The following is a 26,110-nucleotide window of genomic DNA, read 5'->3' on the forward strand; positions in this document are numbered from 1 at the left end:
GCGGATGCCGCGCGCAGGCCGCTATCGTCGGCGCATGCCTTCGGCGGTCACGGGTCTCGCAGCGCTCCTTCCGAGCGCCGTTCCCGCGCGCCGACGTCTGGGCGGACGCCGACTCTAGGCGACCCCGCGCGCTCCCCGCTCCGGCGGGTCGAGGCGCACGGAGTCGCCGCCGCCGATGTTTCCGCCCCTGTCGCGCGACGCGGAAGGGGCCTGCCCAGACTCTAAGGTGGAATCCATGACCTATTCGGTCGCCGTCTCCGGCGCCTCCGGCTATGCGGGAGGCGAGATCCTCCGGATCCTCGCCTCTCATCCCGACGTCGATATCCGCACCGTCACGGCGCATTCGAACGCGGGCCAGCCGCTGATCCAGCACCAGCCGCATCTGCGGTCGCTGTCGCACCTGACCCTGCAGGAGACGACCCCCGAGATCCTCGCCGGGCACGACATCGTCTTCCTCGCCCTGCCGCACGGGCAGTCGGGGCAGTACACCGATGCGCTCGGCGCCGCGCCGCTCGTCATCGACGCCGGCGCCGACCACCGCCTCGAGTCGCAGGACGCGTGGGACGCGTTCTACGGCGGCGCCTTCCACGAGCCGTGGACCTACGGCGTGCCCGAGCTCCCGGTCGGCGACGGGAAGCAGCGCGAGCGCCTCGCCGGTGCGACCCGCATCGCGGCACCGGGCTGCAACGCCTCGACGGTGAGCCTGAGCCTCGCGCCCGGCGTGGCGGCGGGCGTCATCGACCCGTCCGACATCGTCACGGTGCTCGCGGTCGGTCCGTCGGGCGCCGGCAAGAGCCTGAAGACGAACCTGCTCGCCAGCGAGATCCTCGGCACCGCGAATCCGTACGCCGTCGGCGGCACGCACCGCCACATCCCCGAGATCCGCCAGGCGCTCGCGCACGCGCGGGCGGCCGGCGCATCGTCGGAGAACTCGGCCACCGCCGGAGGATCTGGCTCAGATGCTCCGACGAAGCGCGGATTCTCCGACGCGGCCGGCGACGACGGCATCCGCATCTCGTTCACGCCCGTGCTCGTGCCGATGGCCCGCGGCATCCTCGCGACCTCCACGGCGCCGATCGCACCGGGAGGGACGGATGCCGACATCCGCGGCGCGTGGGAGGCCGCCTACGGCGACGAGACGTTCGTGCAGCTGCTGCCCGAGGGACACTTCCCGCGCACCGCCGACGTGGTCGGCGCGAACACGGCGCTGATGGGGCTCGCGATCGACCGGGCCGCGAACCGCGTCACGGTCGTCACCGCCGTCGACAACCTCGTCAAGGGCACCGCGGGCGCGGCCGTGCAGTCCATGAACATCGCGCTGGGCCTTCCCGAAGGCACCGGCCTGACCGTGAACGGAGTCGCGCCGTGAGCGTCACCGCACCGCAGGGATTCGAGGCGGCCGGCGTCGTCGCGCAGCTGAAGTCCACCGGCAAGCCGGACGTCGCCGTCGTCGTCAACCGCGGCCCGCTCCACGCGGGGGCGGCCGTGTTCACGAGCAATCGCGCCAAGGCGAACCCGATCCTGTGGTCGGAGCAGGTGGTGCAGGACGGCGTCGTCGAGGCGATCGTGCTCAACTCCGGCGGGGCGAACTGCTTCACCGGCGCCTTCGGCTTCCAGACGACGCACGCCACCGCCGAGAAGGCCGCGGAGCTGCTCGGGATCAGCCCGGGCGACGTCGTGGTGTGCTCGACGGGCCTCATCGGCACCGGCGACGAGGTGTTCCGTCAGAAGGTGCTCACCGGCACGGCGGACGCCATCGCGAACCTGTCGGCCGACGGCGGTCAGGATGCCGCCGAGGCGATCATGACGACCGACTCGGTGTCGAAGACCAGCGTCTACCGCGGTGACGGCTGGACGATCGGCGGAATGGCCAAGGGCGCCGGCATGCTCGCGCCGGGTCTGGCGACGATGCTCGTGGTGATCACGACGGATGCCGAGCTCACGTCCGCCGAGACCGACGCGCACCTGCGCGCCGCGACCCGGGTGAGCTTCGACCGTCTCGACTCCGACGGCTGCATGTCGACCAACGACCAGGTGACCCTCATGGCCAGCGGCGCCTCCGGCGCCGCACCCGATCCGGACGAGTTCCGCTTCGGGCTCATCGAGGTGTGCACCGACCTCGCCGCCCAGCTCCAGCGGGATGCCGAGGGCGCCAGCCACGACATCACGATCCAGGTCGTGGGCGCCGCGACCGAGGACGACGCGGTCGAGGTCGGCCGCTCCGTCGCCCGCAACAACCTGTTCAAGGCGGCGATCTTCGGCAACGACCCGAACTGGGGCCGCGTGCTCGCCGCGATCGGCACCACCCAGGCGGAGTTCGACCCGTACGCGGTCGACGTCGAGATCAACGGCGTGCGCGTGTGCTCGGCCGGCGGTCCGGACCGGCCCCGCGAAGAGGTCGACCTCGCCCCGCGCGCGGTCTCGCTCGTGATCGACCTCAAGGTCGGCACGGCATCCGCGGTCATCCTCACCAACGACCTCACCCACGACTACGTCCACGAGAACAGCGCGTATTCCTCATGACAGACCTCCAAGACACCGACCCGGCTCTCGCCAGCGCGAAGGCGGCCACCCTCATCGAGTCGCTGCCCTGGCTGCGCCGCTTCCGCGACCAGGTGATCGTCGTCAAGTACGGCGGCAACGCCATGGTCAGCGAGGAGCTGCAGGACGCCTTCGCCGCCGACATGGCCTACCTCCGCTACGTGGGCGTCAAGCCCGTCGTCGTGCACGGCGGGGGCCCGCAGATCTCGTCGATGCTCGACCGGCTCGCCATCCCGAGCGAGTTCAAAGGCGGCTACCGCGTCACCTCGACCGAGGCGATCTCGGTCGTGCGCATGGTGCTCACCGGCCAGATCAATCCGCAGCTGGTCGGCAAGATCAACACCCACGGACCTCTCGCGACGGGGCTGAGCGGCGAGGACGCGGGGCTGTTCGGCGGACGCCGCCGGGGCGTGACGGTCGACGGCATCGAGCACGACCTGGGCCGCGTCGGCCATGTGGTGGAGGTCGATCCGCAGCCGGTGCTCGACCAGCTGGCGGCCGGCCGCATCCCCGTCGTCTCGTCGATCGCGCCCGATCTCGACCACCCCGGCCACTCGCTGAACGTCAATGCGGATGCCGCGGCGGCGGCGCTCGCCGTGGCGCTGAAGGCGTCGAAGCTCGTCGTCCTCACCGACGTGCCCGGGCTCTACGCGGACTGGCCCAACCGGGACTCTCTGGTGTCGCACCTGACCTCGACCGAGCTGCGCGCGATGCTGCCGTCGCTCGAGTCGGGGATGATCCCGAAGATGACCGCGTGCCTGGACGCGGTCGAGGGCGGCGTCGACACGGCGGCCATCATCGACGGACGGGTGCCGCACTCGGTGCTCGTCGAGATCTTCACGAGCAAGGGAATCGGAACAGAGGTGGTGCAGGGATGACGACTTGGCTGGATGACGCGCGGCGCGACCTCGTGCGCAGCTTCGGCGACCGGATGGCGATGTTCGTCCGCGGCGAGGGCGCGCACCTGTGGGATGCCGACGGCAAGCGCTACCTCGACTTCCTCGCGGGCATCGCGGTGAATTCGCTGGGGCACGCCCACCCGGTCTTCGTCGACGCGATCTCGCGTCAGGCGGCGACCCTCGCGCACGTGTCCAACTACTTCGCCACGCCGCCGCAGCTCGCGCTCGCGGCCCGGCTCAAGCGCATCGCCGGCACCGGCGACGAGGGACGCGTGTACTTCGGCAACTCCGGCGCCGAGGCCAACGAAGCCGCGTTCAAGCTCGCCCGCCTGCACGGCGGCGCCGACCGGCCCCGCATCCTCTCGCTCAAGGACGCCTTCCACGGGCGCACCATGGGCACGCTGGCCCTCACCGGCAAGCCGTGGATGCAGGAGCCGTTCCTGCCGATGATCGGCGGTGTGGAGTTCATCGATTCCACCGTCGAGGCGCTCGAGGAGGCGCTCGACGACCGCGTCGCCGCCCTGTTCGTCGAGCCCATCAAGGGCGAGGCGGGCGTCATCGATCTGCCCGACGGATACCTGCGGGCCGCGCGCGAGCTCACCGAGAAGCACGGGGCGCTGCTGATCATCGACGAGATCCAGACCGGCGCGGGGCGCACGGGCGAGTGGTTCGCGTTCCAGCACTCCGGCATCACCCCCGACGCGATCACGGTCGCGAAGGGCATCGGCGGCGGCTTCCCCATCGGCGCCCTCATCACCTACGGCTCCGCCAGCGACCTGTTCTACCCCGGGACCCACGGGTCGACCTTCGGCGGCAACGCCCTGGGCACCGCGGTCGCCGACGCCGTCCTGGACGAGATCGAGACCGCGGGGCTGGTGGCGAACGCCGCCGAGCAGGGCGACCGGCTGCGCGAGGCGATCCTCGGGATCGGCTCGCCGCTGGTGGCCGGATGCCGCGGACGGGGACTCCTCGTGGGCATCGCCCTGACGCACCCGGTCGCCAAGGCCGTCGTCGCCGCCGCGCAGGAGCACGGACTGGTCATCAACGCCGCGAACGACGAGACCATCCGCCTCGCACCGGCGCTGACGATCGGCGACGTGGAGATCGACGAGTTCATCGAGCTGTTCACCGCCGCCCTTCGCACCGTCCAGGACGCGCTCGTGCTCGACGGATCCACGGAGGTCTCCGCATGACCCGCCATCTGCTGCGCGACGACGACCTGAGCGCCGCCGAGCAGGCCGAGATCCTGGATCTCGCCGTCGACCTCAAGCAGGACCGATTCAAGCTCAAGGCCCTCGAGGGGCCCCAGACCGTCGCGGTCATCTTCGACAAGTCCTCGACGCGCACGCGCGTGTCGTTCGCGGTCGGCATCGCCGACCTCGGCGGATCGCCGCTGATCATCTCGACCGCCAACAGCCAGCTCGGCGGCAAGGAGACCCCGTCCGACACCGCGCGCGTGCTCGAGCGACAGGTCGCCGCGATCGTGTGGCGCACCTACGCGCAGGCCGGGCTCGAGGAGATGGCGCGGGGCACCCGTGTGCCGGTCGTCAACGCCCTCAGCGACGACTTCCACCCGTGCCAGCTGCTCGCCGACCTGCTCACCATCAAGGAGCACAAGGGCGAGCTCGCCGGCCTCACCCTCGCCTTCTTCGGCGACGGCATGTCGAACATGGCCCACTCCTATGTCCTGGCCGGCGTCACCGCCGGCATGCACGTGCGCGTCGCCTCTCCCGAGGACTACGCGCCGCGCGAGGACGTCATCGCCGACGCGGATGCCCGCGCGGCCGAGACGGGCGGATCGGTGACCCTGTACACCGATCCCAACGAGGCCGCCGCCGGAGCCGACGTCATCGTCACGGACACGTGGGTGTCGATGGGCAAGGAGGAGGAGAAGCTCGCGCGCCTGCGCGACCTCGGCGGATACAAGGTCACCCAGGAGCTGATGACCCTCGCCCAGGACGACGCCATCTTCATCCACTGCCTGCCCGCCGACCGCGGCTACGAGGTGGACTCCGAGGTCATCGACGGTCCGCAGAGCGTCGTGTGGGACGAAGCGGAGAACCGCCTGCACGCCCAGAAGGCGCTGCTGGTGTGGCTGCTGCGCCAGGGCTGACCGCCCGGGGGTGACATGTCCCGGACGGCGGGCCAGCAGAGCGAGACGGGGCGTCCGCGCAGCCTGCGCGCGCACTGGGACCACCTGAACGCGCCGCCGCGGGTGGCGGGTGTCGACTTCGCGCGCGGGCTCGCGGTGATCGGCATGTTCGCCGCGCACCTCCTCGTGATCGACGGCACCTTCGACTGGGCCGACCCGAGCACGTGGGACGCCGTCGTGAACGGCAACTCGTCGATCCTCTTCGCCACCCTCGCGGGTGTGTCGATCGGGCTGTACACCGGTGGCCGGCTGCCGGTCGAGGGCCCTGCGCGCCGCACGCTGCAGGGGAGGCTCCTGGTGCGCGCCGCGGCGCTGTGGGCGATCGGCCTGTTCCTGACGCTGCTCGCGACTCCCGTCTACGTGATCCTGCCCGCGTACGGTGTGATGTTCGCCCTCGCCATACCGCTCGTGGGTGCGTCGGCGCGGACCCTGTTCCTCGCCGCGGGGGCGGTGGCCGTGGTCATGCCGTTCGTGCACGCGTGGCTCGCGGGGTTCGGCTTCTGGAGCACCGCCCTCGGCCGCGAGGCATCGGCCGTGCTCGGGTGGCACTATCCGTTCGAGGTGTGGTTCGCGTTCGTGCTGGCGGGCCTGGGGCTCGCCCGCGCCGGTCTCACGCGCCTGCGAACGCTCCTGATCGCGGTGGTGTCGGGTGCCGCGCTCGTCGTCGTCGGCGACGCGATCGGCGACGCGATGGCGCCGGCGGACGCGGCATCCGCCTCGACGTATCTCGCCCGGGTGTGGAGCGCCGAGCCGCACTCGAGCGGGCTGCCCGAGATCATCGGCTCGGGCGGTCTGGCCATCGCCGTGATCGCCGCGTGCGTGCTGCTGTGCCGTCCGTGGGGTAGGGCGGATGCCGGGACGGGCCCGATCGGCTACGCCCTGCTGCCGCTGCGGGCCGTCGGCGCGATGCCGCTGACCGCGTACGTCGTGCAGCTGCTCGTCATCGCCCTCATCCAGGCCTTCGCGCTCGGCGGTGTCACGGGGATCGGGGACATCCGCGCGGTCGATCCGTTCTGGCCGCTGACCATCGGCATCATCGTCTGCTGCACCGCATGGGCGCTCCTTCTGGGGCGCGGTCCGCTGGAGCGCGTGCTCGACACCGCGGGACGCTGGCTCGTGCCGCCTCGGTAGGCTGGTGCGGTGAGCGAAGACAAGCACGACGGCACCAACGAGGGCGCACTGTGGGGCGCCCGGTTCGCGACGGGACCGTCGCCGGAGCTGGCGGAGCTGAGCCGTTCCACCCACTTCGACTGGGACCTGGCGCTCTACGATCTGGCCGGATCCCACGCCCACGCGAAGGCGCTCGCCGCGGCGGGCTATCTCACCGCCGACGAGGAGGCGGCGATGCACGCCGGCCTCGACGCGCTCGCCGACGGCATCCGCGACGGCTCCCTCCGCCCGTCGCCCGGCGACGAGGACGTGCACGGCGCCCTCGAGCAGGCGCTCATCGCCGAGGTCGGGCCCGAGCTCGGCGGCAAGCTGCGCGCCGGCCGCAGCCGCAACGACCAGATCGCGACCCTCGTGCGCATGTACATGCTCGACCACGCGCGCACGATCGCGCGCGAGATCCTGCGCCTCGTCGACGCGCTCGTCGCGCAGGCCGAGGCGCACCCCGAGGCGATCATGCCGGGACGCACGCATCTGCAGCACGCCCAGCCGGTGCTGCTGGCCCACCACCTGCAGGCCCATGCGTGGCCGCTCGTGCGCGACCTCGAGCGCCTGCGCGACTGGTCGGCGCGCGCATCCGTCTCGCCGTACGGCGGGGGAGCGCTCGCCGGCTCCACGCTGGGCCTCGACCCGCAGCTGGTCGCCGAGAGCCTGGGGCTCGCCCGCCCGGCCGAGAACTCGCTCGACGGCACGGCGGCGCGCGACGTCGTGGCGGAGTTCGCGTTCATCGCCGCCATGATCGGCGTCGACGTTTCGCGCCTGGCCGAGGAGATCATCCTCTGGAACACGCGCGAGTTCGGCTTCGTCACGCTCGACGACGGCTATTCGACGGGGTCGAGCATCATGCCCCAGAAGAAGAACCCCGACATCGCCGAGCTCGCGCGCGGCAAGTCGGGGCGACTCATCGGCAACCTCACGGGCCTCCTGGCCACGCTCAAGGCCCTCCCGCTGGCGTACAACCGCGATCTGCAGGAGGACAAGGAGCCGGTCTTCGACTCGGTGCGCACGCTCGAGGTCGTCCTGCCCGCGTTCGCCGGGATGATCGCGACGCTGCGCTTCCACACCGACCGCATGGCCGAGCTCGCGCCGCAGGGCTTCTCGCTCGCGACGGATGTGGCGGAGTGGCTGGTCAAGCGCGGTGTTCCGTTCCGCGACGCGCACGAGATCTCGGGCCACATGGTCCGCGTGTGCGAAGAGCGCGGGATCGAGCTGCACGAGGTCGACGACGCGTCGCTCGCCGAGATCTCGCCGCACCTGTCGCCCGAGGTCCGCGAGGTGCTCACGATCGAAGGCTCCGTCGCCTCGCGAACGGGCGTCGGCGGGACCGCCGGGGTACGCGTCGAGGAGCAGCGGGCCGAGTTGATCGCGCGTGTGCAGCATGCGGCGCACGCCCTCGGGCTCTGAGATCGGGTAAAGATAAGCAAAGGGCTTATCTTTCACGTTCATAAGCCGTATCATGACGGCATGACCGTCGCCGTGATCGCCGACATCATCGGCTCGCGACGCCTCGCCGACCGGGCGGGCGCGCAAGCCGCGATCGACGCCGCGATCGCGCGCGTCGAGGACGATCGCCCCGCGGCCGTAGAGCGACTGCGCGCGACCGCCGGCGACGAGTTCCAGGGCGTGTACCCCGATCTGCCGTCGGCGCTGCGCGCGGTGCTGCTCCTGCAGCTCGCGCTCCCCGATGGCATCGAGCTCCGCTTCGGGCTCGGCGTCGGCCCCGTCGAGACGATCATGTCGGCGGCGGGGGAGATCCCCGAGGGCCCCGGGTGGTGGGTCGCCCGCGACGCCGTCGAGTCGGTCGAGGCCAAGCAGCGTCGCGCCGCGCCGAGCGCCCGCACGTGGATCGTCGGCGCCCCCGAGGAGGATGCCGGTATGCAGGCCACCATCGACATGGCGAACGCGTACGCGCTCGCCCGCGACGAGCTCGTCGGCGCCATGAGCGAGCGGGCTCGCCGGCTCACGTACGGGCGATGCATCGGCCGGACCCAGGCGGACCTCGCTCGCGAAGAGGGGATCACGCAGCCGGCCGTCTCGCAGGTTCTCGCCGGTGCGGGCTCCTCGGCCCTCGTCGAGGGGTTCGCCGCGCTCGAGACGGGGGTGACGGTGTGATCCTCGCGGGACTCATCCTTCTCGGCGTCGGCGGCGCCGACCTCGTGCGCGCGTTCGTGCCGCGCCGCTGGCTGGGCTACCTCGTCGTGGGTCTGGTGATCCTCGCGATCGGCGTCTCGGCCGCCGCCCTGCTCGAGGCGATCGTGGCCGTCGTCGTCGCGGCCGGGTGGGTGTGGGCGGTGCCCACCCATCGTCCCGTGCGCGCGGCGTTCTGGCCCGCCTTGGCGCTGGGCGTGCTGTGCGCCCTCGCGGTCATGAGCATCCCGCCTCGCGCGTCGGCGGGAGTGATCGCCGAGGTCTGGGCGTTCCCGACGCCCGGCGGCGAGCTCTCATTCGACGCGGCGGTCCTCGCCGTGGGCGCCGTGGTCTTCCTGTTCGAGTCGGCGAACGTCGTGGTGCGGCTCGCGCTCAACTCGGTCGGCTCGGGGGCCACGAGTCCGAGTGAGGCGGCATCCGCCCCCGACGCCGAGACCGTCGACGACGATGCCCTCGCCGAGGAGGTCGCCGTCGAGGGGACGGCGCCCGCCGCGCCGCAGCCGCTCGCGCACGAGCCGAGTCTCAAGGGCGGTCGTCTGATCGGGCCGCTCGAGCGAGTCCTGGTGTTCTCGCTCACGCTGCTGGGCGCCTACACGCTCGTCGCGGCGTTCATCGCGGCGAAGGGGATCGTGCGATTCCCCGAGATCTCGCGCGACAGCGATCGGGGCAACAGCGCCGAGTACTTCCTCATCGGCAGCATGGTCAGCTGGGTCACGGCGCTGTCGGCGGCGGCCCTGGTGTGGTGGTCGCTGTCGATCGCGTGACGGCGACGAAGCGGAGGCGCGCCCGCTGATAGCCTGAAGCGCGTGTCTGAAACCGTCGTGAGCGCGACCGCGCCCGCCAACGACCCGGCGTTCGAGAACGTCTGGGACGAGATCGTGTGGCGTGGACTCGTGCATGTGTCCACCGATCAGGAGGCGCTGCGCGCCCTTCTCGGCGGGGACCCGATCACGTATTACTGCGGCTTCGACCCCACCGCGCCGAGCCTGCACCTGGGCAACCTCGTGCAGCTGCTGACGATGCGCCGGCTCCAGCTCGCCGGCCACAAGCCGCTCGGACTCGTCGGCGGCTCGACGGGCCTCATCGGCGACCCCCGGCCCTCGGCGGAGCGCGTCCTGAACACGAAGGACACCGTGGCCGAGTGGGTCGGGTACCTGCGCGCCCAGGTCGAGCGCTTCCTGAGCTTCGAGGGGGACAACGCCGCGCGCATCGTCAACAACCTCGACTGGACCGCGCCGATGAGCGCGATCGACTTCCTGCGCGAGATCGGCAAGCACTACCGCGTCGGGACGATGCTGAAGAAGGACGCCGTCGCGGCGCGCCTGAGCTCCGAGGCCGGCATCAGCTACACCGAGTTCAGCTACCAGATCCTGCAGGGCATGGACTACCTGGAGCTGTACCGCCAGCACGGCTGCGTGCTGCAGACGGGCGGCAGCGACCAGTGGGGCAACCTCACCAGCGGGACGGACCTCATCCACCGCGTCGAGGGACGCTCGGTCCACGCGATCGGCACGCCGCTGATCACCAACAGCGACGGCACGAAGTTCGGCAAGAGCGAGGGCAACGCCATCTGGCTCGACGCCCACATGTGCAGCCCGTACCGCATGTACCAGTTCTGGCTGAACACCGACGACGCCGACGTGATCGCGCGCCTGAAGATCTTCACGTTCCTCACGCGCGCCGAGATCGAGGAGTACGAGCAGCTCGTCGAGACCGAGCCGTTCCGGCGCGCCGCGCAGAAGCGTCTCGCCCTCGAGGTGACGACGTTCGTTCACGGTGCCGAGGCCACGGCCGCCGTGATGGCGGCCTCCGAGGCGCTGTTCGGCAAGGGAGACCTCACGGGCCTGGATGCGGCAACCCTGCGGCACGCTCTCGAGGAGCTGCCGAACGCCGAGCTCGCGGCGGGGACGCCGGTCGTGCACGCGCTCGTCGAGACCGGGCTGGTCGCCAGCCTCTCCGAAGCCCGCCGCGCCATCGGGCAGGGCGGGGTGTCGCTGGACGGTGTCAAGGTCGCGGACGATACCGCGACGATCGACGGAGAGCTGCCGGGCGGGGTCTCGGTGCTCCGACGCGGCAAGAAGACCCTCGCCGGCGTGTTCGTGACCCGCTGAGCCGCGGGTGCCGTTCACACCGAGTCACGCGGTCGTCGCACTGCCGTTCGTGCGCACGCCGCTGATCCCGGCGGCGATCGCAGTCGGCGCGATGGCCCCCGACCTGCCGCTGTTCACGCGCAATCTGCCGGTGCACTACGTCCGCACCCACGATCTCGCGTGGCTCCCGGTCACCGTGATCCTCGCGCTCGCGCTGCTGCTCGTATGGCGGTCGGTGGTGCGCCCGGCCGTCCGCGAACTCTCACCGCGATGGCTCGCGGCACGGCTGCCCGAGGCGTGGGACGCGTCGGCCGCGCAATCCGCTCGTGAGACCCTCGCGGTCGTGCGGTCGGACCGATCGCGGTGGCGGGTGTCGTGGCCGGCCCTGCTGATGGTCCTCCTGTCGCTGGCGCTCGGCATCCTCAGTCACGTGCTGTGGGACCTCTTCACGCACGAGGGGCGCGCCGGGGTCGACGCGATCCCCGCTCTCGATGAGCGGTGGGGTCCGCTCGACGGCTACAAGTGGCTCCAGCACGGATCGAGCCTCGTGGGCCTCGCGATCATCGCGATCTGGATGCTCGTGTGGCTGTCGAAGCGCGACGCGGCGGCATCCGTCCCTCGTCTCGTGCCGACGTGGGTGCGCTGGGCGTGGTGGCTGTCTCTGCCCGCCGCTCTCGTCGTCGCATGGCTCGCGGGACTCGCCGTGCACGGTCCCCTGGATGCCGAGTTCACCGTCGCACACCTGGCGTATCGCGTGCTTCCCCTCGCGTGCGGGCTGTGGGGCGTCGCGACCCTCGCACTGTGCGTCGGGGTCCAGATGCGCCGCGCGCGGCACGCGCGCCGGGTTCAGTCGCCCGACCACCTCGCTTCGTCCTGACCCCACGGGCGAGGCGCTCGGAAGGCCGGCGGTTCGCCGTCTCGCGTGAGCGTGAGCGCCGGCGCCGCCGTCTGGAGCGCGATGCCGCCGACGTCGAAGGTCTGCAGGTGGGCGGAGGCATCCGCGATGGACCTCGCCGGCTCGGGGTCGGCGGTGCGCGGCATCCCGAGCAGTTCCGCCGCGACGCGCCGCAGCGACGTCTCGACCAGCCACGAACCGCCCTCGCGGGCCCGGCGCTCCAGCAGCGCGAGCACGCCGGCGGCGAGGAGGTAGCCCGCGCTGTGGTCCAGCGCCTGCGCGGGAAGGGTGCCGGGGCGCTCGCCGTCGGGCGACTCCACCCACGCGATGCCGGATGCGGCCTGCACGAGGCTGTCGAATCCGCGACGCTCGGGATCGCCCCACGCGGAGTGCCGCGCCACGATGAGACCGGGGCGCCGCGCGGCCAGGTCGGCGGGGGAGAGGCCGAGCCGATCCAGAGCTGCCGGACGGTAGCCGAGCGCGACGACATCCGCCGTCTCGAGCAGTCCATCGAACCGTGAGCGTCCCGCCGCCGTGGCGAGGTCCAGAAGCGCCGATCGCTTGCCGTGGCCCGTGTCGAGATGCTGCCATGCGATCTCGGGGATGCGGGGCGGATCCAGGCGCAGCACCTCCGCTCCGAGCAGCGCGAGCGTGCGCGTGCCGACCGGGCCGGCGATGACGCGCGTGAGATCGAGGACGCGGATGCCGCGCAGCGGTGGTGCTGTGGGATCCGGATCGGGCAGCGGCGCAGCGGGCGCCGCACCGAGCGCGGACACGTGCAGGAGGGGCTCGGTGCGCAAGCGGGCGTCGACCCGAGGGTCCTCCCGATCGACGCTGACGCAGAGCCCGCCCGCTGCCGACACCTCGCTCGAAACCGCTCGGGCGTCGCGATGCAGGAGCGCGGCGGCGACGGAGTCGCGGTCGGCGTCGGCCGGCAGGTCGAGAACGCGCCGCATCGCGTCGGCGTGATGCGGATAGTTGCCGTGCGTGCGCACCCACCCGTCGGCGGTCCGGAAGAAGCCCGAGAGCGGTGCGAAGGCCGTCGGCTTCGCTCCGTCGACGCGCACCCAGCGCTCGCTCGAGTAGGCGACGGCGATGCGGTCGGGGTAGAGCGCGACGGCAGGCGCGCCGGTCAGCTGCGCGGCGGCCGAGGCGGCGGCGCCGACGCTCGCGGCGGCGAGGCCCGCCACGTCGAGACGCGACGCGAGCGGCGGCGGCCCGGCGAGCTCGACGCGGACCTCGTGGGGGAGGGAGAGCTCTGAGCGGACGCGGGCCGGCAGGCCGGCGGCGCCGCTGATGTCCATGGGCCCAGGGTAGGCAGGCGCCCCGCGCCGCGCGACGGGTGCCGCGTCAGGACTCGGGGTCTGCCCCCATCGGGATCCACGGGGGGCCGAGCGGCAGGATGCGCCGGCCCATGGTGCGCCAGTAGAACTTCTCGATGAGCATGTAGGCGGCCAGCGACGCGGCGAGCAGCAGGACGGCGGCGCCGACGGTCTCGAGGACCGGGATGACCGCGAGATACGAGACCGACTGCAGGCCCAGTCCCACCGACACACTGATGAGCGTCACGGGGAGCACCGAGTTGTGCACGGCGGCCGCGGGAACGAACATGAGCGCGACCACCGCGAAGGCGGCGACGAAGAACCCGGTCGCGACGTCGCTGACGTCGACGCCGAGCTGCTCGCTCAGCAGGAACCCGGGCACAACGATCCAGTACCACCCGAAGGCGTTGTAGACCACGAAGTGGAAGTCGTCGCGGTCGAAGTACGACAGCATGCCGGCGGTCACCTGCACGATGCCGCCGAACACGGCGCCGACCCAGAAGACGGGGCTCTCCTCCTGCACGCCGAGGTGGGCCAGCTGCGCCGTGACGGTCGCCAGGACGAACCCGAGCAGCCCGATGAGACCGGGGTCGGCAGTGGCGTTGCGGCGGACGCGGACCGGGATGGTGGACGTCGCCGGGGACGGCGACGGGGAAGGGATAGAGACCATGCGAAACCTCCTGCCGGATGGGCCCAGGATGGCAGGCGCCCGGTGCGACACGCCCGGGATGCGGGGCCGATTCGCCAGAGTGGTGGGGGCCACGTAAAGTATTACTTGTTCGCCCCAAAGGGAGAGCGGAGCGGCCGGAAGGCCCCGCCCCCTCAAGCAGCGAACGAATCCCACCCAAAGACTGGCGGACACGCGTCCTCCGGATCTAAGATGGGATGTCCTCTCCGAAGACCGCGGTCATCGGCCTGAGCAGGGATCTGAAGATCCGAGCTCGCCGGTTTGACAGACGGAACGGATGGGATAAGATAGTGAAGTTGCCCCGCGGGGCTGATCTCCTCCTGGTGAGGGGGTCAGTGGTGGGAGCATCCGATCCTTGAGAACTCAACAGCGTGCACTTGTCAAATGCCAAATAATCCTCGTCCAGCTTCGGCTGGTTGAGAATTCCTTTTGGATCAAAGACCAGCCCCCTTGTGGGGTTGGCAATGGATAGTCAGCAATGACATCCCTTTGGTCAGATCAAACTCGCTGCGCGACCGTTTTTCCCGGTTGTGTATGCAAATTTTCTTTACGGAGAGTTTGATCCTGGCTCAGGATGAACGCTGGCGGCGTGCTTAACACATGCAAGTCGAACGGTGAAGCAGAGCTTGCTCTGTGGATCAGTGGCGAACGGGTGAGTAACACGTGAGCAACCTGCCCCGGACTCTGGGATAAGCGCTGGAAACGGCGTCTAATACTGGATACGAGACGTGATCGCATGGTCAACGTTTGGAAAGATTTTTCGGTCTGGGATGGGCTCGCGGCCTATCAGCTTGTTGGTGAGGTAATGGCTCACCAAGGCGTCGACGGGTAGCCGGCCTGAGAGGGTGACCGGCCACACTGGGACTGAGACACGGCCCAGACTCCTACGGGAGGCAGCAGTGGGGAATATTGCACAATGGGCGGAAGCCTGATGCAGCAACGCCGCGTGAGGGACGACGGCCTTCGGGTTGTAAACCTCTTTTAGCAGGGAAGAAGCGAAAGTGACGGTACCTGCAGAAAAAGCGCCGGCTAACTACGTGCCAGCAGCCGCGGTAATACGTAGGGCGCAAGCGTTATCCGGAATTATTGGGCGTAAAGAGCTCGTAGGCGGTCTGTCGCGTCTGCTGTGAAAACCCGAGGCTCAACCTCGGGCCTGCAGTGGGTACGGGCAGACTAGAGTGCGGTAGGGGAGATTGGAATTCCTGGTGTAGCGGTGGAATGCGCAGATATCAGGAGGAACACCGATGGCGAAGGCAGATCTCTGGGCCGTAACTGACGCTGAGGAGCGAAAGGGTGGGGAGCAAACAGGCTTAGATACCCTGGTAGTCCACCCCGTAAACGTTGGGAACTAGTTGTGGGGTCCTTTCCACGGATTCCGTGACGCAGCTAACGCATTAAGTTCCCCGCCTGGGGAGTACGGCCGCAAGGCTAAAACTCAAAGGAATTGACGGGGACCCGCACAAGCGGCGGAGCATGCGGATTAATTCGATGCAACGCGAAGAACCTTACCAAGGCTTGACATACACGAGAACGCTGCAGAAATGTAGAACTCTTTGGACACTCGTGAACAGGTGGTGCATGGTTGTCGTCAGCTCGTGTCGTGAGATGTTGGGTTAAGTCCCGCAACGAGCGCAACCCTCGTTCTATGTTGCCAGCACGTAATGGTGGGAACTCATGGGATACTGCCGGGGTCAACTCGGAGGAAGGTGGGGATGACGTCAAATCATCATGCCCCTTATGTCTTGGGCTTCACGCATGCTACAATGGCCGGTACAAAGGGCTGCAATACCGTGAGGTGGAGCGAATCCCAAAAAGCCGGTCCCAGTTCGGATTGAGGTCTGCAACTCGACCTCATGAAGTCGGAGTCGCTAGTAATCGCAGATCAGCAACGCTGCGGTGAATACGTTCCCGGGTCTTGTACACACCGCCCGTCAAGTCATGAAAGTCGGTAACACCTGAAGCCGGTGGCCTAACCCTTGTGGAGGGAGCTGTCGAAGGTGGGATCGGTAATTAGGACTAAGTCGTAACAAGGTAGCCGTACCGGAAGGTGCGGCTGGATCACCTCCTTTCTAAGGAGCACTGCACTCTTCGGAGTGACAGAGCCGGATTCGAGACGAATGTTCTCGACCGGAGCTCATGGGTGGAACATTTGACAAGGCGCTCATCGTCTCTCGATGGCCTCAGTACGCCGCTTGCGGTTGGAACGGGTTGTCGGACAGAGGGTGGGCGCTGCACGCTGTTGGGTCCTGAGGGACCGGATGCGTCGTGGTCTTCGGATCAGGGCGCGACTGAATCCTCAGGGCCCGTCTTTGGTGCCGGCGGTTGTCGGCAGCGGGATGGGTACCGCCCGTACTTTGAGAACTACACAGTGGACGCGAGCATCTTCGAACCGGACTTCGGTCTGGTTCGTTATAGATGATCTTAAAGATCATTAGTCAATTTCTGATCCAGGCCTTTCGGGGTCTGGGTTCGATTCTTGATGAAACTCATGTGATTTCAAGTCTTTAAGAGCAAACGGTGGATGCCTTGGCATCTGGAGCCGAAGAAGGACGTAGCAATCTGCGATAAGCCTCGGGGAACTGATAAGCAAGTTTTGATCCGAGGGTGTCCGAATGGGGAAACCCCGCCAGGCGGCGTGCCGACCTGGTGACTCCCGCCTGAATATATAGGGCGGGTAGAGGGAACGCGGGGAAGTGAAACATCTCAGTACCCGCAGGAAGAGAAAACAACAGTGATTCCGTCAGTAGTGGCGAGCGAACGCGGATCAGGCTAAACCTCATGCGTGTGATACCCGGCAGGGGTTGCGTGTGGGGGGTTGTGGGACGTTCCTGGTTGTTCTGCCGAGCAGCCGGCGTGACAGAAGCGTGTAGACGAACCGTCTTGAAAGGCGGGCCATAGTGGGTGCCAGCCCCGTAGTCGAAATGCGTGTTCTGGCGTGGAGCGTATCCCAAGTAGCACGGGGCCCGAGAAATCCCGTGTGAATCTGTCAGGACCACCTGATAAGCCTAAATACTCCCAGATGACCGATAGCGGACAAGTACCGTGAGGGAAAGGTGAAAAGTACCCCGGGAGGGGAGTGAAATAGTACCTGAAACCGTTTGCTTACAAACCGTTGGAGCACCCCTGGTAGGTGTGACAGCGTGCCTTTTGAAGAATGAGCCTGCGAGTTAGCGATACGTGGCGAGGTTAACCCGTGTGGGGTAGCCGTAGCGAAAGCGAGTCTGAATAGGGCGATTCAGTCGCGTGTCCTAGACCCGAAGCGAAGTGATCTATCCATGGCCAGGCTGAAGCGACGGTAAGACGTCGTGGAGGGCCGAACCCACTTAGGTTGAAAACTGAGGGGATGAGCTGTGGATAGGGGTGAAAGGCCAATCAAACTTCGTGATAGCTGGTTCTCTCCGAAATGCATTTAGGTGCAGCGTTGCGTGTTTCTTGCCGGAGGTAGAGCTACTGGATGGCCGATGGGCCCCACCAGGTTACTGACGTCAGCCAAACTCCGAATGCCGGTAAGTGAGAGCGCAGCAGTGAGACTGTGGGGGATAAGCTTCATAGTCGAGAGGGAAACAACCCAGACCACCATCTAAGGTCCCTAAGCGCGTGCTAAGTGGGAAAGGATGTGGAGTTGCTTAGACAACCAGGAGGTTGGCTTAGAAGCAGCCACCCTTGAAAGAGTGCGTAATAGCTCACTGGTCAAGTGATTCCGCGCCGACAATGTAACGGGGCTCAAGCACGCCACCGAAGTTGTGGCATTGACATTATTGGTAGGCCTTCGTGGTCCAGCCGTGTTGATGGGTAGGAGAGCGTCGTGTGGCCAGCGAAGCGGCGGTGTGAACCAGCCGTGGAGGCCACACGAGTGAGAATGCAGGCATGAGTAGCGAAAGACGTGTGAGAAACACGTCCTCCGAAAGACCAAGGGTTCCAGGGTCAAGCTAATCTTCCCTGGGTAAGTCGGGACCTAAGGCGAGGCCGACAGGCGTAGTCGATGGACAACGGGTTGATATTCCCGTACCGGCGAAGAACCGCCCAAGCTAATCCAGTGGTGCTAAGAGTCCTAACTCAGGATGTACGGATCCCTTCGGGGTGAAGACGCTTGAGCGAACGCTCGACCCCATGCTGGTGCGGCTAGCGTATTAACAGGTGTGACGCAGGAAGGTAGCCCATCCCGGGCGATGGTTGTCCCGGGGCAAGTGCGTAGGCCGAGTCATAGGCAAATCCGTGACTCATACAGGCTGAGACACGATGCGGATGAAAAGTGGGTGATCCTATGCTGCCGAGAAAAGCATCGACGCGAGGTTCTAGCCGCCCGTACCCCAAACCGACTCAGGTGGTCAGGTAGAGAATACCGAGGAGATCGAGAGAATCGTGGTTAAGGAACTCGGCAAAATGCCCCCGTAACTTCGGGAGAAGGGGGGCCTTCGACGTATTAGGACTTGCTCCGAAAGCGTTTGGAGGCCGCAGAGACTAGTGGGTAGCGACTGTTTACTAAAAACACAGGTCCGTGCCAAGTCGCAAGACGATGTATACGGACTGACGCCTGCCCGGTGCTGGAAGGTTAAGAGGACGGGTCAGCCGCAAGGCGAAGCTCAGAATTTAAGCCCCAGTAAACGGCGGTGGTAACTATAACCATCCTAAGGTAGCGAAATTCCTTGTCGGGTAAGTTCCGACCTGCACGAATGGCGTAACGACTTCCCAACTGTCTCAACCGCGAACTCGGCGAAATTGCATTACGAGTAAAGATGCTCGTTACGCGCAGCAGGACGGAAAGACCCCGTGACCTTTACTACAGCTTGGTATTGGTGTTCGGTGTGGCTTGTGTAGGATAGGTGGGAGACTTTGAAGCGGACACGCCAGTGTTCGTGGAGTCGTTGTTGAAATACCACTCTGGTCACTCTGGATGTCTAACTTCGAACCGTGATCCGGTTCAGGGACAGTGCCTGGTGGGTAGTTTAACTGGGGCGGTTGCCTCCCAAAAAGTAACGGAGGCGCCCAAAGGTTCCCTCAACCTGGTTGGCAATCAGGTGGCGAGTGTAAGTGCACAAGGGAGCTTGACTGTGAGACTGACAGGTCGAGCAGGGACGAAAGTCGGGACTAGTGATCCGGCAGTGGCTTGTGGAAGCGCTGTCGCTCAACGGATAAAAGGTACCTCGGGGATAACAGGCTGATCTTGCCCAAGAGTCCATATCGACGGCATGGTTTGGCACCTCGATGTCGGCTCGTCGCATCCTGGGGCTGGAGTAGGTCCCAAGGGTTGGGCTGTTCGCCCATTAAAGCGGTACGCGAGCTGGGTTTAGAACGTCGTGAGACAGTTCGGTCCCTATCCGCTGCGCGCGTAGGAAGTTTGAGAGGATCTGACCCTAGTACGAGAGGACCGGGTTGGACGAACCTCTGGTGTGTCAGTTGTTCCGCCAGGAGCACCGCTGATTAGCTACGTTCGGGATGGATAACCGCTGAAAGCATCTAAGCGGGAAGCCGGCCTCAAGATGAGACTTCCATACCCTTCGGGGTGAGAGGCTCCCAGCCAGACTACTGGGTTGATAGGCCAGATGTGGAAGCGCAGCAATGCGTGCAGCTGACTGGTACTAATAAGCCGATGACTTGATAACACACCGTTCTATGGTGCTTGCGTCCACTGAGTGGTTCCCGATGTACGGTCGGGAATCAGCAAACGAACCATGTTCGTTATGCGACCGATACGAAAACATCAATAGTGTTTCGGCGGCCATAGCGAGAGGGAAACGCCCGGTCACATTCCGAACCCGGAAGCTAAGCCTCTCAGCGCCGATGGTACTGCAGGGGGGACCCTGTGGGAGAGTAGGACACCGCCGGACTTCCATTAAACCGAATGGCCACCCAACGCAGGGTGGCCATTCGGCGTTAACGCGATGGTTGTCGCCGAGAGAACTCCGGGGGAGGATCGAAGTCATGTCAGAACAGCAGCCTCGAGAAGAGGATGCCTCCGCGCGCTCTCCTCGCCGGGACTCGAACACCGACCGTCGCAGCACGACGTCGAAGCGCGACGGCGATCGCAAGCCCCCTCACAAGAGCGGCGGTACGCGCAAGCCGTACGAGAAGCGCGACGGCAAGCCGTACGAGAAGCGCGACGGTGACCGTCCCTACGCGAAGCGTGACGGTGACCGCAAGCCGCATCAGAAGCGCGACGGCAAGCCGTACGAGAAGCGTGACGGCAAGCCGTACGAGAAGCGTGACGGCAAGCCGTACGAGAAGCGTGACGGCAAGCCGTACGAGAAGCGTGACGGCAAGCCGTACGAGAAGCGTGACGGCAAGCCGTACGAGAAGCGTGACGGCAAGCCGTACGAGAAGCGTGACGGCAAGCCGTACGAGAAGCGCGATGGAGATCGGAAGCCGTACCAGAAGCGTGACGGAGACCGTCCTTACGCGAAGCGTGATGGTGATCGGAAGCCGTATGAGAAGCGCGACGGTGACCGCAAGCCGTACCAGAAGCGCGACGGCAAGCCGTACGAGAAGCGTGACGGCAAGCCGTACGAGAAGCGTGACGGCAAGCCGTACGAGAAGCGCGACGCGGACCGCAAGCCGTATCAGAAACGCGACGGCGACCGTCCGTATGAGAAGCGCGACGGCGACCGCAAGCCGTACGCGCGCGACGCCGCCGGCGGCTCGCGCGCCGGCCGCCCGACGCGCGGCGGCGCCGGGCGCCCCGATCGGGCTGCTCTGCCCGGACAGGCGCGCCCCGAGCGCGAACGCCACAATGACCCGCAGCTGCCGGACGAGATCACCGCGAAGGATCTGCACCCGAGCGCACGCAACGAACTGAAGACCCTGAGCAAGGAGAACGCCGACCACGTCGCGCGTCACCTCGCGATGGCCTCGCGACTGATCGACGAGAACCCGGCGCTCGCACACGAGCACGCGCTGGCGGCGTCCCGTCGCGCCGGCCGCATCGCCGTCGTGCGCGAGACGCTCGCCATCACGGCCTACGCCACCGGTGACTTCGCACTCGCGCTGCGCGAGCTGCGCACCTACCGCCGGATCTCGGGCAACGACGATCAGATCGCTCTGATGGTCGACAGCGAGCGCGGCGTCGGCCGGCCCGAGCGCGCTCTCGAGCTCGGTCGTTCCGTCGACCGCTCGACGCTGTCCACCCCGGTGCGCGTCGAGCTCGCGATCGCGATGTCGGGCGCACGGCTGGACATGGGCGAGCCCGAGCGCGCCCTGAACGAGCTGGATATTCCGGAGCTCGATCCGGATCGCGCCTTCGAGTGGAGCCCGGCTCTCTTCGCTGCGCGTGCGACCGTCCTCGACGAGCTCGGCCGCTCCGACGAGAGCGCGCTGTGGCAGAAGCGAGCCGAAGTCGCGGCTGACGCGATCGACGAGGCCACTGGTCTCGGCGACCACGAGACGATCGCCGTCGACGAGATCGACGAGATCGACGAGATCGACGATGTCGACGAAGCCGAGGAGTTCGCCGAGATCGGCGATCCGGACGCCGAAGCCGAGCCCGCGCGCCGGGACGACGCCTGATGGGCTTGTTCTCGCGCCGCACTCCCGAGAAGAGCCCGCTCGACGGTGTCGACGTCGTCCTCGCCGACCTCGACGGCGTCGTCTACGCCGGCGCAGGGGCCGTCCCTCACGCCGTCGAGAACCTCACGACGGCGCGAGACGGCGGTCGACGCCTGGGGTACATCACCAACAACGCCTCCCGCACGGACGCCTCGGTCGCGGAGCACCTGTCGGGTCTGGGCCTGCCGACGGCCCCGGACGAGGTCGTCACCAGCCCCCAGGCGGCGATGCGTCTGCTGACCGCGAGCGTTCCCGTCGGGTCGACGATCCTCGTCGTCGGCGGCGAAGGCCTCGTCGTCGAAGTCGAGAAGGCCGGCTTCCGCGTCACGCGCAGCGCCGAGGACTCTCCGGCTGCCGTCGTGCAGGGATTCGCGCCCGATGTCGGGTGGTCGCAGCTCGCCGAAGCCGCGTTCGCTCTGGCGACGCCCGAGGACGAGGGCGGCATTCCCTGGATCGCCACGAACACCGACTGGACGATTCCGCAGGCCCGGGGCATCGCGCCGGGCAACGGCACGCTGGTCTCGGCCGTGCACACGGCGGTCGGGCGTTTCGCGACGGTGGCCGGCAAGCCGGAGGTCCCGATCTTCGACGAGGCCGTGGCGCGCTTCGGTGCCGCCAAGCCCCTGTTCCTCGGCGATCGCCTGGACACCGACATCCTCGGGGCGAATCGCGCGGGCATCCCGTCGGCGCTGATCCTCACCGGGGTCGACCGGCCGAAGCACGCGCTCGCGGCACCCGCCGGGTCGCAGCCGACGTTCATCCTGAGCGACCTGCGCGAGCTGCACGAGCCGTACCCGGCCACCGTGGTCTCGGACGGAGTCACCTCCGTGCGGGGCGCGGCGGTGCGCATCGACGGCCCCGACATCACGATCGTGTCGGAGGGGGAGCGGCAGATCGATCTGCTGCGCGCCGCGGCCGCCGCGATCTGGCAGACCGGCCGCGCGATCTTCGGCTTCCGCGTTCCCGAGAAGCTGTACGCGGACCCGTTCCACCGGCCCTGACACCCGTGTTTCGCCGGAGCGTCCACGTACCATGGGGCACATGGACGACACGTCGCGCAGCGACCCCGACCGGACGGACCTCGTGAGCGAGCTCGAGGTCATCGAGTCCCAGCCGATCGCGCGGCGCGCCGAGGGCTACGAAGCGCTGCACGACGCACTGGCCAGGCGCCTCGAGTCGGGGCCCGCCGGGGCATGAGCGAGCGGCTCGACGCCGCTCTGGCCGCGCGCGGACTGGCCCGCTCGCGCACGCACGCCGCGGCGCTGATCGCGGGGGGGCTGGTGACCGTCGACGGGCGGGGCGTCGTCAAGGCCTCCGCGAAGGTCGGGCCGGATGCCGTGCTCGACGTCGCGGGCGCAGATCACTACGTCAGCCGCGCCGCGCACAAGCTCATCGCCGGGCTCGACGCGTTCGGCGTCGCCGTGGAGCGCCGCGTCGCACTCGACATGGGGGCGTCCACGGGAGGATTCACCCAGGTGCTGCGCGAGCGCGGCGCCGACCCGGTCATCGCGGTCGACGTCGGGCACGGGCAGCTGGCTCCCGCGATCGCCGCCGACCCGGGGGTCATCGCGATCGAGGGGTTCAATGTCCGCTACATGACGCCGGAGTCCCTCGCCGCCGCGAGCGGCGTCGAGACGCCGCCATCGGTGATCACCGGCGACCTGTCGTTCATCTCCCTCACGCACGTGCTGCCGGCGGCGCGCGCGGTCGCGGCATCCGACGCCGACCTCGTCCTCCTCGTCAAGCCGCAGTTCGAAGTGGGCCGCACCGCCGTCAAGGGAGGCCTCGTCACCGACCCGGCGACGCGGTCGGATGCCGTCATGGGCGTGCTGTGGGCGGCATGGGACGGCGGGCTCGGCACCTGCGGCGTGATCTCCTCCCCGATCCTGGGAACGCACGGCAACGCCGAGTACATCGCCCACCTCGCGCCGGGGCGGGGGAGCAATCCGACAGAATGGTCGGGCACCGTGAACGAACTGACGGGGAGCACATGACCCACCACGACCGCAGCATCCTCGTCGTCGCCCATGCCGGGCGCGACGAGACCGTGCGCGCGGCCGAACGCGTGATCGCCGCCCTGCGGGCGGCCGGGGCGCGCCCGGTCCTGGCGCCCGACGACCACCGAGAACTCGCCGCCCAGGTCCCGGGCGTCGACGGGATCGCCGTGCTCGGCATCCACGTCGCCGTCGAGGACGTCGAGCTCGCGATCGTGCTCGGCGGCGACGGCACGATCCTGCGCGCGGCCGAGTTGGTGCGAGAGGGCACGGCGCCCGTCCTGGGGATCAACATGGGTCACGTCGGCTTCCTCGCCGAGATCGAGCGCGACGACATGGACGACGCGGTCAGACGCGCCATCGAGCGCGACTACACCGTCGAGGAGCGCCTCGCGCTGAACGTACGCGTGAAGGATTCGGCGGATGCGGTCGTCTACGAGACTTGGGCGCTGAACGAGGCCGCCGTCGAGAAGGCCAGCCGGGAGCGCATGCTCGAGGTCGTCATCGAGGTCGACGGTCGTCCGCTGTCGTCCTTCGGGGCGGACGGGGTCGTGGTGTCGTCGCCGACCGGTTCGACCGCCTACAACTTCTCCGCCGGCGGCCCCGTGATCTGGCCCACCGTGGAGGCCATCGTCGTCGTGCCGCTGTCGGCGCACGCGCTGTTCGCCAAGCCCCTCGTCGTCGGCCCCGAGCACACCGTCGCGATCGAGCTGCTCGACCGCAACCCCGGCTACGGCGTGCTGTGGTGCGACGGACGGCGCTCGCACGATCTGCCGCCGGGCGCGCGCGTGGTCGTGCGGCGCTCGGAGCGGCCGGTGCGGCTCGCGCGGCTGCATCCGGCCCAGTTCACCGACCGGCTCGTGCGCAAGTTCCGCCTGCCCGTCGAAGGATGGCGCGGGCCCACCGCCGACAACGGGGCCGGCTGGAGCGAGGAGACGTCGTGATCGAGGAGATGCGCCTGCGCGACCTCGGCGTCATCGCCGAGGCGACGCTCCCGATCGGCCCAGGCTTCACCGCGATCACGGGCGAGACCGGCGCGGGCAAGACGATGGTCGTCACCGGACTCGGACTGCTGCTTGGGCAGCGGGCAGACTCGGGCGCGGTGCGGGCCGGGGCTCGCGCGGCGTCGGTCGACGGCGTGTGGAACGTTCCCGAGTCCGGCGTCGTCGCCGATCGGGTGCGCGACGCCGGGGGAGAGCTCGAGAGTCTCGGTGAGGGACGCGCCGAGCTCCTGGTCGGCCGCTCCGTCGCACGCGAGGGACGCGGGCGCGCCTCCGTGGGCGGACGACCCGCCCCCGCGGCGGTGCTGTCGGATCTCGCCGACGCGCTCGTGGTGGTCCACGGCCAGTCCGACCAGCTGCGGCTGCGCTCGGGCGCCGCGCAGCGCGACGCCCTCGACCGCTTCGGCGGCACCGCGCTCGCCGCGGAGCTCGCGGCGTACCGCGACGCGTACGAGCACTTCCGCACCGTCGACCGGGAGCTCGCCGAGCTGACGCGCGATCGCGACACCCGTGCGGCCGAGGCTGCCGATCTGCGCTCGCAGATCGCCGAGATCGAGGCCGCCGATCCGCAGCCGGGGGAAGACGCCGATCTCGCGGTCCGCGCCGACCGCCTCGCCGACATCGAGGGCCTGCGCGCCGCCGCCGCAGCGGCGCACGACGCCCTGTCGGGGGAGTCCGAGGCGCCCGACGCCGTGTCGCTGGTGGCCGATGCGCGCCGCGAGCTCGAGCGGGCGGCACATGACCCGGTGCTCGAGGAATACGCCGTTCAGGCCGCAGACCTCGGCTACCGCGCCACCGACCTGGCCGCGAGCCTCGCCGGCTACCTCGCCGACCTCGACGAAACCGGTCCGCAGGAGCTCGCGGCCGTCGAGGAGCGCCGCGCCGTGCTGTCGGCGCTGGTCCGTGCCCACGGTTCGCTCGAGCAGGCCATCGACATGCTCGCCACCGGCTCGGCCCGCCTGGTCGAGCTCGACGACGACGGCGAGCGATTCGAGCGCCTGACCTCGGCGCGCGACGCCGCGGCATCCGCCCTCGACGACGCCGCGGCCCGCCTCACGGCCGCCCGCGAGGCCGCGGCCGCCGATCTCGGCCGCCTCGTGACCGCCGAGCTGACGCAGCTGGCGATGCCCGACGCGCACCTCGAGGTCGCGGTGACCCCGGGGACGCCGACGGCGTCGGGCCGCGACGACGTCGCATTCCTGCTCGCGCCGCACCCCGGCGCCCAGCCGCGTCCCGTGGCCAGGAGTGCCTCCGGCGGCGAGCTGAGCCGCGTCATGCTCGCGATCGAGGTCGTGATCGCGGGCGTCGACCCGGTCCCCACCTTCGTGTTCGACGAAGTGGATGCCGGCATCGGCGGAGCCGTGGCGATCGAGGTCGGCCGGCGTCTGGCTCGCCTGGCCGAGACGTCCCAGGTGATCGCGGTGACGCACCTCGCGCAGGTCGCCGCCTTCGCCGGCAACCACCTCACCGTCGTCAAGGCCAGCGACGGGTCCGTGACGGCGTCCGACGTGCGCCGTCTCGAGGGCGAGGAGCGCGAGGCCGAGATGGCCCGGCTGCTGTCGGGCATGCCCGACTCGGACGTCGCGCTCAGCCACGCTCGGGAGCTCCTGGCCCTCGCGCGATGATCGCGTCGGGCGGCATGATGGCAGGAACACGCGCACATCCGCTCCCCAG

The 26,110-nt window shown here is 68.4% G+C and carries 19 protein-coding genes and 3 rRNA genes; 20 read left to right on the top strand and 2 right to left on the bottom strand.

The features are described 5' to 3' along the window. Positions 1 to 235: 235 nt before the first annotated feature. The 11 genes from HD594_RS09360 to HD594_RS09410 are packed head-to-tail and all read left to right on the top strand — an operon-like array spanning position 236 to position 11,874. Entirely contained in the window at positions 236 to 1,369 is a 1,134-nt protein-coding gene (locus HD594_RS09360) for an N-acetyl-gamma-glutamyl-phosphate reductase (RefSeq protein ID WP_184750718.1), read from the top strand. Beyond that, the gene (argJ, locus tag HD594_RS09365) at positions 1,366 to 2,523 is read left to right on the top strand and encodes a bifunctional glutamate N-acetyltransferase/amino-acid acetyltransferase ArgJ (protein ID WP_184750719.1); all 1,158 of its coding nucleotides are present in this window, start codon (positions 1,366 to 1,368) and stop codon (positions 2,521 to 2,523) included. Before HD594_RS09360 ends, argJ begins: the two co-directional genes overlap by 4 nt. Then, a complete protein-coding gene (argB, locus tag HD594_RS09370) occupies positions 2,520 to 3,419 on the top strand; it encodes an acetylglutamate kinase (protein ID WP_184750720.1) in 900 nt (299 codons plus the stop codon). The genes argJ and argB overlap by 4 nt, the downstream gene beginning before the upstream one ends. Next, positions 3,416 to 4,633 carry an acetylornithine transaminase gene (locus tag HD594_RS09375; RefSeq protein ID WP_184750721.1) on the top strand — a complete coding sequence of 406 codons (1,218 nt, stop codon included), beginning with the start codon at positions 3,416 to 3,418 and terminating at the stop codon, positions 4,631 to 4,633. The genes argB and HD594_RS09375 overlap by 4 nt, the downstream gene beginning before the upstream one ends. Then, positions 4,630 to 5,553: an ornithine carbamoyltransferase gene (gene argF / locus HD594_RS09380; protein ID WP_184750722.1), complete on the top strand. Its 924-nt coding sequence runs from the start codon at positions 4,630 to 4,632 to the stop codon at positions 5,551 to 5,553. The genes HD594_RS09375 and argF overlap by 4 nt, the downstream gene beginning before the upstream one ends. 15 nt (positions 5,554 to 5,568) lie before the next feature. After that, complete coding sequence (locus tag HD594_RS09385) at positions 5,569 to 6,723, top strand: heparan-alpha-glucosaminide N-acetyltransferase domain-containing protein (protein ID WP_184750723.1); 1,155 nt, start codon at positions 5,569 to 5,571, stop codon at positions 6,721 to 6,723. Between the two features lie 9 nt (positions 6,724 to 6,732). Then, on the top strand, positions 6,733 to 8,163 hold the full coding sequence (argH, locus tag HD594_RS09390; protein WP_184750724.1) for an argininosuccinate lyase: 1,431 nt from the start codon (positions 6,733 to 6,735) through the stop codon (positions 8,161 to 8,163). A gap of 60 nt (positions 8,164 to 8,223) precedes the next feature. Further along, entirely contained in the window at positions 8,224 to 8,871 is a 648-nt protein-coding gene (locus tag HD594_RS09395; RefSeq protein WP_184750725.1) for a SatD family protein, read from the top strand. Beyond that, entirely contained in the window at positions 8,868 to 9,671 is an 804-nt protein-coding gene (locus tag HD594_RS09400) for a hypothetical protein (RefSeq protein ID WP_184750726.1), read from the top strand. Before HD594_RS09395 ends, HD594_RS09400 begins: the two co-directional genes overlap by 4 nt. 42 nt (positions 9,672 to 9,713) lie before the next feature. Then, the gene (gene tyrS / locus HD594_RS09405; protein WP_184750727.1) at positions 9,714 to 11,018 is read left to right on the top strand and encodes a tyrosine--tRNA ligase; all 1,305 of its coding nucleotides are present in this window, start codon (positions 9,714 to 9,716) and stop codon (positions 11,016 to 11,018) included. Positions 11,019 to 11,025: 7 nt separating this feature from the next. Next, a complete protein-coding gene (locus tag HD594_RS09410; protein ID WP_184750728.1) occupies positions 11,026 to 11,874 on the top strand; it encodes a DUF4184 family protein in 849 nt (282 codons plus the stop codon). On the opposite strand, the gene HD594_RS09415 is transcribed toward HD594_RS09410, so the two are convergent. Together HD594_RS09415 and HD594_RS09420 are read right to left on the bottom strand one after the other, a co-directional pair. After that, entirely contained in the window at positions 11,844 to 13,196 is a 1,353-nt protein-coding gene (locus HD594_RS09415; RefSeq protein WP_184750729.1) for a CoA transferase, read from the bottom strand. The two genes, HD594_RS09410 and HD594_RS09415, sit on opposite strands and share 31 nt — an antisense overlap. A 46-nt stretch (positions 13,197 to 13,242) precedes the next feature. Next, complete coding sequence (locus HD594_RS09420) at positions 13,243 to 13,884, bottom strand: acetate uptake transporter family protein (RefSeq protein WP_184750730.1); 642 nt, start codon at positions 13,882 to 13,884, stop codon at positions 13,243 to 13,245. Between the two features lie 564 nt (positions 13,885 to 14,448). Here HD594_RS09420 and HD594_RS09425 point away from each other — a divergent pair. The 9 genes from HD594_RS09425 to recN all read left to right on the top strand — a co-directional run bounded on the left by HD594_RS09425 (position 14,449) and on the right by recN (position 26,061). After that, a 16S ribosomal RNA gene (locus HD594_RS09425) occupies positions 14,449 to 15,971 on the top strand. A gap of 425 nt (positions 15,972 to 16,396) precedes the next feature. Next, positions 16,397 to 19,505: ribosomal RNA gene (locus HD594_RS09430) — 23S ribosomal RNA — on the top strand. 108 nt (positions 19,506 to 19,613) lie between these two features. Next, positions 19,614 to 19,730 (top strand): 5S ribosomal RNA (rrf, locus tag HD594_RS09435). The 16S, 23S and 5S rRNA genes sit together here, the layout of an rRNA operon. Before the next feature lie 94 nt (positions 19,731 to 19,824). Continuing rightward, complete coding sequence (locus tag HD594_RS17430; RefSeq protein WP_246413954.1) at positions 19,825 to 21,402, top strand: primosomal protein; 1,578 nt, start codon at positions 19,825 to 19,827, stop codon at positions 21,400 to 21,402. After that, complete coding sequence (locus HD594_RS09445; RefSeq protein WP_184750731.1) at positions 21,402 to 22,442, top strand: HAD-IIA family hydrolase; 1,041 nt, start codon at positions 21,402 to 21,404, stop codon at positions 22,440 to 22,442. Before HD594_RS17430 ends, HD594_RS09445 begins: the two co-directional genes overlap by 1 nt. Before the next feature lie 40 nt (positions 22,443 to 22,482). Further along, on the top strand, positions 22,483 to 22,638 hold the full coding sequence (locus tag HD594_RS09450) for a hypothetical protein (protein WP_184750732.1): 156 nt from the start codon (positions 22,483 to 22,485) through the stop codon (positions 22,636 to 22,638). Then, positions 22,635 to 23,435 (top strand): TlyA family RNA methyltransferase, encoded by an 801-nt coding sequence (locus HD594_RS09455; protein ID WP_184750733.1) that lies wholly within the window; start codon positions 22,635 to 22,637, stop codon positions 23,433 to 23,435. The genes HD594_RS09450 and HD594_RS09455 overlap by 4 nt, the downstream gene beginning before the upstream one ends. Then, on the top strand, positions 23,432 to 24,379 hold the full coding sequence (locus HD594_RS09460) for an NAD kinase (RefSeq protein WP_184750734.1): 948 nt from the start codon (positions 23,432 to 23,434) through the stop codon (positions 24,377 to 24,379). Before HD594_RS09455 ends, HD594_RS09460 begins: the two co-directional genes overlap by 4 nt. Continuing rightward, positions 24,376 to 26,061 carry a DNA repair protein RecN gene (gene recN, locus HD594_RS09465; RefSeq protein ID WP_184750735.1) on the top strand — a complete coding sequence of 562 codons (1,686 nt, stop codon included), beginning with the start codon at positions 24,376 to 24,378 and terminating at the stop codon, positions 26,059 to 26,061. Before HD594_RS09460 ends, recN begins: the two co-directional genes overlap by 4 nt. Positions 26,062 to 26,110: the final 49 nt, after the last annotated feature.

This window comes from Microbacterium thalassium (assembly GCF_014208045.1).
Lineage (GTDB): Bacteria > Actinomycetota > Actinomycetes > Actinomycetales > Microbacteriaceae > Microbacterium > Microbacterium thalassium.